Below are 7,927 nucleotides of genomic sequence, written 5' to 3'. Positions count from 1 at the left end.
GGTCAGAGGTCAGGCCCGGGATAGCGCCGACAACGATGCCGAGCGCGAGGCCGACCGGAATGATAAGAAAGTGCTGCCAGTTCAAAAGAAGATGCAGTCCCTGTAAAAATAGATCCATGAATATCCTCCTCTCTTACGGCAGCGAGATGTGCAGCAGCACACCGAAAACATAGTAGACAATGCCGACCATGGCAATCGGGATCGCGTAATAATACCATTTGCGAGCGCCATAGAAAATCAGGATAGCGACTGCAAGAATAATGGTAGAGGCGATAAAGCCCAAAATACCGATGATAAAGCAATATGCAATCAGAAATAGCGCAAAAACGACCGAACGCATCTCATTCTTGAAAGATTCAGAATGGAATGTGTCTTTATTGATGACGACCTCCTTCTTCTCGTCCGAGAAGATACCCTGTATCAGCAGGCACGCCGAGAAGATGAACAATCCGCCGATCGCAACACGAGGAATGGTCTGCGCGTTGATCGAGGAAGTTTCCATCGTTTGAATTTGCGAAGGAATCAGCAGCCACAGAACAGCTGCCACGATTACAAATACTGCACCGGCAATCATTTCAGAATTGTACTTAATTTTCATACAGATTACCTCGAATAAGCGGTGCTGCACCTTTTCGGATGCAGCACCATGCGTTGTCTGTTACTTGAGCAGCGGAATGTAAGCCTTCATTGCTTCGGTCTGATCGGAGATCATGCTCTTGATCTCGTCTTCCGTAGCGGGCCATGCTTCCATGCCGAGGTCTGCCATGAACTTCTGGAAGTCCTCGTCTGCGTAAACCTTCTGGATGAACTCGGTCAGCTTAGCCTTTGCGTCGTCAGATACGCTGGAGCGGACTGCGAAGTAGTCCATTCCGGTGAATTCAACGTCGATGCCCTGATCCTTGAAGGACGGGATGTGGCCGATGCCGTCAACGTCAATGCCGTCCGGGATAAAGGTGCCGAGGCAGTTGAACTCGCCGTTGATGACGTAGTCGCGGTAAACCGGGGGAGAACCGATGGCAACGTCAACGTGGCCGCCGCTGAGTGCGTTGATGGCGTCCTGGCCGCCGTCATACGGGATAGCCTCTGCCGGGATGCCGAGCTTCTTGAACAGCACGGAGATCATCGTGTAGCTGTCGTTGCCCGGGCCGCCGGTGGTCGCGTACTTGATGGTGTTGCCCTTTGCAGCGTATGCCTTGAGGTCGTCGATCGAAGCCAGACCGCTCTTGGAGTTGGTCAGTACAACAAACTCGGTGGTACGCATGCCGATGAGCGGGGTGATATCATCGAGGGTGTAGTTAACATTCTGGAAGCTCGGGGTGAGCGAGAACAGCGGGCCGTTTGCAACGACCATCGTGTAGCCGTCGTCTGCCGCCTGGAGTGCTGCGTTCATCGCGATGGTGCCTGCGCCGCCGGTCTTGTTCTCGACGATGACCGGAACGCCCAGATACTTGTCGCCGTAGGATGCGACCTGACGGGCGATGGTGTCGGGGCCGCCGCCGAGGCTCCACGGCATAATGATCGTAACCGACTTGCTCGGGAAATCACTTGCGCTGCTGCCGCCTCCGGAGTTGCCGCCTCCGCCGCTTGACGAGCCGCCGCCCGAACCGCTGCATGCAGTCATGCCGAGTGCCATTGCACCTGCCATCAATGCCGCCAATAATCTCTTACCCTTCATAATTGTTCCTCCATTCTTTTTTCTTTTCTGTACTCTACTCTGTGATTATTTTACAAATTCCACTTGAATACCATCGGAATTCATAAGCAAGGTCGTTGCCCGAAAACCGTCGGGCTGGGAAAAATAAGGGGGATACTCACGCTCGTCCGTGAACAGGAAGCGCAGCGGCCGGTCGGAAAGCCATGCGGTCAGCTTTTCGTATACCTCGGCGTTCGCGCTGTTGTAGCGGCGGTCAGAGGCCGAGGTCGTGATCACATACTCGAGCGGCATCCGCTTCATGAGAGCCTCATCGATGCAGTCGCGCTGACCGTGATGCGGCAGTTTGAGAACGTTCACATTTTGAAGCAAAGAAACCGGCACTTCATCCCAGATGTTCGGACAGCTGTCCGCTGCATCCAGAAGAACATTTCTGCCGTCTGTGATCTTCAGCAGCATGCTGGTCTGGTTGGATGTTGCGTCAAGCAGCGTGAGCAGCTCGGTTATCTCGGTATCCGTACTGTCCGGTGCGTAAATACGCCGCAAACGGTCGGTATACTGCTGCAATTCGCGATTTCGAGGTGTTAAAACCTGTGCGCTGATCTGGTCGGTCAACTGGAGCCTGCTGCCTGCTTTCAGCGTCTTTACCGGCGTGCCTTGTGCTTCGGCGTGCCGCAGGATGCGGACAAAAGCATTGAGAGCCGCCGTGTAAAGGGGAACGCTCCGCGCTGCATCGGGCAGCGGTGTGAGAGGACGCGCTCCGGTGAAAACATCCAGCGGATAGGGGGCGTAGATCACATCTGCTGTCACGGAATTCAGAACTTTTTCCAGTCCGCAGACATGATCTTCGTGAATATGGGAGATGAAAACAGCATCCAGATGCGAAATATGCTGTTCTTTCAGATAATCCGACGCACGGATGCGGTAGGGGTCGCCTGCGAACTCGCTTTCCAGATCACTGCCGCCATCAATGAGCGCAGTGTAACCGTTTTCATTTTGCAGTAAAATACAATCGCCATATCCCACGTTGACGAAAGTTGCTTTCATGGCATCACTCCTCACATCTGGAAACAGTTTTAGGGGCTGTTTCTTGGGAAATCAGGTCGAGGAGCGGATAATGAGCCGTGTCGGTGTGTTGATCCAGTATTCCTCAATCGGATTTCCGTCTATCATATCAAACAGCTTTTGCGCTGCAAGATGTCCCATCTGTTGCTTGTCGATATGAACCGTAGTCAATTCCGGTTCAATGATACGACTGTTATCACTGTCGTCAAAACCGACAATCGCAAGATCCTGCGGTACGCGGAGCCCTGCGCGAAGCGCAGCCTTGATAGCACCGATCGCAATCGTATCGTTCGTGCAGAAGAATGCGGTCGGACGATCCGGCATGCCGAGAATGGAGGAGATGTACTGCTCTGCGGCCTCCATGGTAGGCTCGGTATCCTGCACAAAACGCATATCCAGCGGCAAATCGTACTTTTTCAGTACGCTGACGTAGCCGTTGTAGCGTGCGTTGTAGATTTCGGGGGAAAATGCGCCGGCAAGCAAGCCGATTCTGCGATGGCCGCGTTCATACAGGTGCTCCATGGCCTGCACGGCACCGTTGTAGTTGTCTGCGGTGACGCACAGCAGATCATCGAGCTCCATGCGGTTGTTCAGCAGCACCATCGGGATGTTGTGCTTGCGGAAGCTGAGAATGCTCTGGTAATCGGTCTGACCGGCGAGAATAACGCCGTCCATATGCTTTTTGATGTAAAGCTCGCCGTTCGGGAGCCGTACATCGTGGTCGGTTGAGATAAATGCGCTGTAGCCGTGGCGGTTGCATTCCTGGAGAACTGCCTCGAGGATTGGGGAATAAAACGGGTTCAAAACGACCGGATATTGTTTCTCATGGATGATAAATGCAATGTTTTCGGTCTGTTTGGTCACCATAGCACGCGCGATCGCATTCGGCGCGTAGTTAAGCGCTTTTGCAGCGGCATAAATTTTTTCTCGCGTTTCCGGCTTCACACAGTCTGGCGAAGCATAGGCGCGAGACACGGTAGCTTTGGAGTAACCACTCAGTTTCGCAACGTCGATAATTGTGGCTGGCATGGTATCCTCCTTTCAATGAGAACGATTACATTTCTTTTATGTCTCCATTATAGACAGCGCAGAACCGTTCGTCAACTGCAATTTTGTGATAAGTGTATGTTTTGTAGGAGTTAACAATCCGCATCCTTGTGATTTTAGATAATACGCTGAAAAGTATAGTAAAATATCCAAAAGCACACGTAGAAACATTGACCCACATATCTCGAATTCGAAACATGCGATCAATGTTTTCTGACATCAACGCTTGCTAATCTCAGACCTTTCAACTTATCTCCAATACTGTTCTTGTGTGTTTTATGCTTTTTTCGAACTTTTTCGAAAAAAGTTGTGTATGTGTATACTGTTTTCCCAGCTTCTTCCGATACATAAATCTGTTCTCTGCCGCAGAAAATAGGGCTGCCGATTGCGCGGCGGCTTGCGGCGTCAAACCCGATGTGCTACAATATCATTACTAAAAAACGTGCACGGCACAAAATTTAGGAGTGATTACATGGAGATCCGGCGAGAGGCATATCTGAACCAGCTGATCGAGCGCAGGGACAACGGCATGATCAAGGTCATCACCGGCATACGGCGCTGCGGAAAATCCTATCTGCTGCTCACCATCTTCAAGCGGTATCTGCTTGAAAGCGGCGTGCTGGCGGACCATATTATCGAAATCGCGCTGGACGGCATCGAAAATGAGGAGCTGCGCGACCCCAAGGAGTGCTTCCGCTATATCAAGGACGCCATGCGTGACGGCGGGCAGTATTATCTGCTGCTCGACGAAGTGCAGTTCATGCCCCGGTTCGAGGAAGTCCTGAACAGCCTGCTGCGCATGAGCAATATCGACGTCTATGTGACCGGCAGCAACTCCAAGTTTCTTTCCAGCGACATCGTGACCGAATTTCGCGGCCGCGGTGACGAGATACGCATTCATCCGCTGTCGTTTGCAGAGTTCTATTCGGTCTGGGACGGCGACTTTGACGATGCCTGGGACGAATATATGCTCTACGGCGGCCTGCCGCAGATCGTAAATTTTCAGAACGAACGCCAGAAGGCAGACTATCTGAAAAACATCTTTGCTAACGTCTATCTGAAGGATGTAATCGAGCGCAACCGCATTCAGAACGATGCGGAGATCAACATTCTGGTTGACGTTCTGGCGTCTGCAATCGGCGCGCCGACCAACCCGTCTAAAATCGCGAACACCTTTGCAAGCGAGCGCCAGATGAGCTACACCAACAAGACCATTTCACAGCACATTGATTTTCTGGCGGATGCTTTTTTGATCGAGAAGGCGCAGCGCTATGACATCAAAGGGCGCAAGTATATCGGTGCCAATCTCAAATATTACTTCACCGACCTCGGTCTGCGCAACGCCCGGCTGAATTTCCGTCAGCAGGAGCCGACTCACATCATGGAGAACATCGTATATAATGAGCTGTGCATTCGCGGTTATCATGTCGATGTGGGCATCGTTGAGGCGTTCGGCAGGGACAGCAGCGGCAAGCGCCTGCGCAAGCAGCTCGAAGTCGATTTCGTCGTCAATCAGGCGAGTCAGCGATATTATATCCAGGTTGCCTACGACCTTACCTCGGAGGAGAAACAGGCGCAGGAGTTTAACTCGCTCCGCCATATTCCGGACTCGTTCAAGAAAATCGTCATCGTAAACGGCGTCCGCAAACCGTGGCGCAACGATGAAGGATTCGTTATCATGGGCATGAAGTATTTTCTCCTAAACGCAGACAGTCTGGAGTTTTGAGAAAATACGTGACAGAAACCTGCGTGCGCAGCATTTCCGTCTGAAAACCGGCAGCGGCAGGTATGAATGTACCGCCGAAACAGAAGGCATCATCTCGATCTATTCCAGGATCGTGCTGAAATGCTGGCTCGATGAAAAGCTCGCCTCCGGTGATGTGGAAACGCGCGTACCGATTTGTCAGCTCGGCGACAGCAAACGCAGATACGAGTTCTCCTTCCTGTCGCGCACACGCAAGATTGCTGTCAGCTATACCGCAAATCGCGCAAACCTTTCTGATGAAAAATTCGATATTCTTCGTACAAACAGCAGCGGCATTCAGCTTCTTTACTTCACAGATGCCGCGAATACAGGCACGCATGGCCAGTATCCCGAGTATCTCCAGAAAATCCAGAAACGCAAGGGTTATTGTCTGCTGCTCGATGTGAACAGCCCGTCTTATGAACAGGCCAGGCTGTATGCGGTTTTTTACGCTCAGGACTGTGATGGTCTGTGGCAGGAAGTCCGTTTTGCCTCCGGTCTGCTTGCTGATTTCGGAATTACCGAGGGCGGACAGCTTCTCTATAAGAATATCCCCCTTCCGGTTTTGCTCTCTGAAAAGAAAGACGCTTTCAGCGAACAGCTCAAGCGCGAACAAGCGCGGCGTGAAGCTGCGCGCAGGCAGTATGAGGAGCAGCTGAAGCAGCTCGAACACGAGCGCCGCGAAAGGCAGGCATTGCAGAAAAAGCAGGCAATGGAAAAGCTGGTGCGTGAGAAGGAAGCGGCTGCCCTCCGTGCCCGTCAAAAGCGACAGGACGAGCTGTCGGCAAAAGACCTCTCTGCCCTGCTCGATCGGTCCCAGACAGAAGTTATCGACTCGAACGGCGTCCAATGGCTGAAATGTCATTACTGCGGCGCTGTCGGCAACGCCAACACCTTTTTCTCACGCGGTCATGGATCGTTCATCAACCACGGCATCTGCCGAGCCTGCTGGGGACGTGGACATAAATATATTCGCTGAAAATACAGCTCTCTGAATTACACACAAGTATTGTGTATATGCATTTTTATTACACAATATTTATGTGTAATTTTATTATATCTATATATAATGTAATGTTTATACATATATAGTTACATCGACATGATCTGTAATCTTTTAAATTTCGCATATAGATCGAAAATATCCTATTCACACGCTAAATATCAATGCTTTATTATGAATATAGGTAAATTTCTTGACTTCGACACAGGAACGTGGTACAGTATAAAATATACAGCAGAATATTACACATACTTATAAAAATTACACAATTATATTGTGTAATTTAATTGCATCATTTGGGAGGAAAATCCGGTATGACAATACTTGCAATCGCCAACCAGAAAGGCGGCGTCGGCAAAACAACGACGGCCTGCACCCTGGCATATATGGCTGCACATGACGGGAAACATGTTATGTTGATCGATGCCGATGCGCAGTGCAACAGCACGGATACGAGCCGCGCACAGAGCGATGGCGTCAGCACGCTGTATGATCTCATTATCAATAAGGACAGCGAAGATTGCGTACAGCATACTCCCTACGGTTATGACATTATCGCCGGTGATCCCCTTCTGCGGGATGCTGATAAAATGCTCAGCGGTTTTGCTGATGTGTTTGTTCTGAAAGAGCAGATGGAGGCTGCAAAGCTCGATTACGATCTAATCATCATCGACACACCGCCGGCACTTGGCACGTTGCTGATGGCTTCTCTTACCGCAGCTACAACCGTCCTCGTCCCTATGACTGCCGACCGCTATGCTGCTCAGGGCATCAGCCGTCTGGCGCGAAGCATCGCTGACACGCAGAAGTATACCAATCAAGGCCTGTCGTGCTGCGGTGTACTGCTGACACGCAAGGGCCGTCCGACTACGCTTTCCCGAGAGATCGAAGCCGGTCTTCCCGAACTTGCCGAGCAGCTGGGTACGACTGTACTCGAAACCGCAATCCGCGAAACCGTGCGTGTTCGTGAAGCACAGGCGGCACGTCAGCCGCTTATGGAATGGAATGATACTTGTACTGCGGCACAGGATTATCGTGCGCTGTACGATGAACTGAAACGAAAGGGTGTATTGTAATGGCGAAGAATATCGCAAGCGAAAATATTTTTGACGGACTGAAGGGCGGACCGGCAGCAGCCCAGAAAGCCGTTTCGGTACAGGAAACCACACCTGCTCCGGTTAAGCCTGAAAACGAAATCAAGGTAACACCGCGCAACGATAAAAACCGTACCGCACGCGCTCAGATCGTTCTTACCCCAGAACTGAAGCAGCGTGCTGTAAAGGTCGCGCAGCATACCGGAGTCAGCTTTAATGAACTGGTTAATCAGCTGCTCGAACAGTATTGCGCAGTAGTAGAAAACAACCAGGACTAAAACATAATTCTGAGAAAAAAGCCGAGATACGCTTTTCAATAGTGT

Annotated in this window: 8 protein-coding genes; 4 read left to right on the top strand and 4 right to left on the bottom strand. The window is 51.1% G+C overall.

The window, feature by feature from the left end; genetic code table 11:
- Nucleotides 1–133: 133 nt before the first annotated feature.
- Genes H8S02_RS12195 through H8S02_RS12180 form a run of 4 tightly spaced genes read right to left on the bottom strand, consistent with a single transcriptional unit; the run spans nucleotide 134 to nucleotide 3,745 of the window.
- Nucleotides 134–598 carry a tripartite tricarboxylate transporter TctB family protein gene (locus H8S02_RS12195; RefSeq protein ID WP_186970752.1) on the bottom strand — a complete coding sequence of 155 codons (465 nt, stop codon included), beginning with the start codon at nucleotides 596–598 and terminating at the stop codon, nucleotides 134–136.
- A gap of 60 nt (nucleotides 599–658) precedes the next feature.
- Nucleotides 659–1,675 (bottom strand): Bug family tripartite tricarboxylate transporter substrate binding protein, encoded by a 1,017-nt coding sequence (locus H8S02_RS12190; protein ID WP_186970751.1) that lies wholly within the window; start codon nucleotides 1,673–1,675, stop codon nucleotides 659–661.
- Between the two features lie 45 nt (nucleotides 1,676–1,720).
- Nucleotides 1,721–2,698: a ComEC/Rec2 family competence protein gene (locus tag H8S02_RS12185; RefSeq protein WP_186970750.1), complete on the bottom strand. Its 978-nt coding sequence runs from the start codon at nucleotides 2,696–2,698 to the stop codon at nucleotides 1,721–1,723.
- A gap of 51 nt (nucleotides 2,699–2,749) precedes the next feature.
- Nucleotides 2,750–3,745: a LacI family DNA-binding transcriptional regulator gene (locus tag H8S02_RS12180; RefSeq protein ID WP_186970749.1), complete on the bottom strand. Its 996-nt coding sequence runs from the start codon at nucleotides 3,743–3,745 to the stop codon at nucleotides 2,750–2,752.
- A 490-nt stretch (nucleotides 3,746–4,235) separates the two neighbouring features.
- Between H8S02_RS12180 and H8S02_RS12175 the strand changes: the two genes are divergently transcribed.
- The 4 genes from H8S02_RS12175 (at nucleotide 4,236) to H8S02_RS12160 (ending at nucleotide 7,882) form a co-directional block, all read left to right on the top strand.
- On the top strand, nucleotides 4,236–5,489 hold the full coding sequence (locus tag H8S02_RS12175) for an ATP-binding protein (protein WP_186970748.1): 1,254 nt from the start codon (nucleotides 4,236–4,238) through the stop codon (nucleotides 5,487–5,489).
- Between the two features lie 112 nt (nucleotides 5,490–5,601).
- A complete protein-coding gene (locus H8S02_RS12170; protein ID WP_186970747.1) occupies nucleotides 5,602–6,486 on the top strand; it encodes a hypothetical protein in 885 nt (294 codons plus the stop codon).
- 338 nt (nucleotides 6,487–6,824) lie between these two features.
- The gene (locus H8S02_RS12165) at nucleotides 6,825–7,586 is read left to right on the top strand and encodes a ParA family protein (RefSeq protein ID WP_186970746.1); all 762 of its coding nucleotides are present in this window, start codon (nucleotides 6,825–6,827) and stop codon (nucleotides 7,584–7,586) included.
- Nucleotides 7,586–7,882, top strand: coding sequence for a hypothetical protein (locus H8S02_RS12160; RefSeq protein ID WP_186970745.1), 297 nt, complete (start codon nucleotides 7,586–7,588; stop codon nucleotides 7,880–7,882). The genes H8S02_RS12165 and H8S02_RS12160 overlap by 1 nt, the downstream gene beginning before the upstream one ends.
- The last annotated feature ends 45 nt before the right edge of the window (nucleotides 7,883–7,927 follow it).

Origin of the sequence: Agathobaculum hominis (assembly GCF_014288055.1) — a bacterium.
GTDB lineage: Bacteria > Bacillota > Clostridia > Oscillospirales > Butyricicoccaceae > Agathobaculum > Agathobaculum hominis.
Note: the sequence above shows the minus strand (reverse complement) of the source record. Positions and strands in the feature narration are given on the sequence as shown.

Bases quoted from the DNA above. Each gene is read 5' to 3' on its own strand.
- H8S02_RS12185 (WP_186970750.1), bottom strand. From the start codon at position 2,698: ATGAAAGCAACTTTCGTCAACGTGGGATATGGCGATTGTATTTTACTG.
- H8S02_RS12175 (WP_186970748.1), top strand. From the start codon at position 4,236: ATGGAGATCCGGCGAGAGGCATATCTGAACCAGCTGATCGAGCGCAGG.
- H8S02_RS12180 (WP_186970749.1), bottom strand. From the start codon at position 3,745: ATGCCAGCCACAATTATCGACGTTGCGAAACTGAGTGGTTACTCCAAA.
- H8S02_RS12190 (WP_186970751.1), bottom strand. From the start codon at position 1,675: ATGAAGGGTAAGAGATTATTGGCGGCATTGATGGCAGGTGCAATGGCA.
- H8S02_RS12160 (WP_186970745.1), top strand. From the start codon at position 7,586: ATGGCGAAGAATATCGCAAGCGAAAATATTTTTGACGGACTGAAGGGC.
- H8S02_RS12165 (WP_186970746.1), top strand. From the start codon at position 6,825: ATGACAATACTTGCAATCGCCAACCAGAAAGGCGGCGTCGGCAAAACA.
- H8S02_RS12195 (WP_186970752.1), bottom strand. From the start codon at position 598: ATGAAAATTAAGTACAATTCTGAAATGATTGCCGGTGCAGTATTTGTA.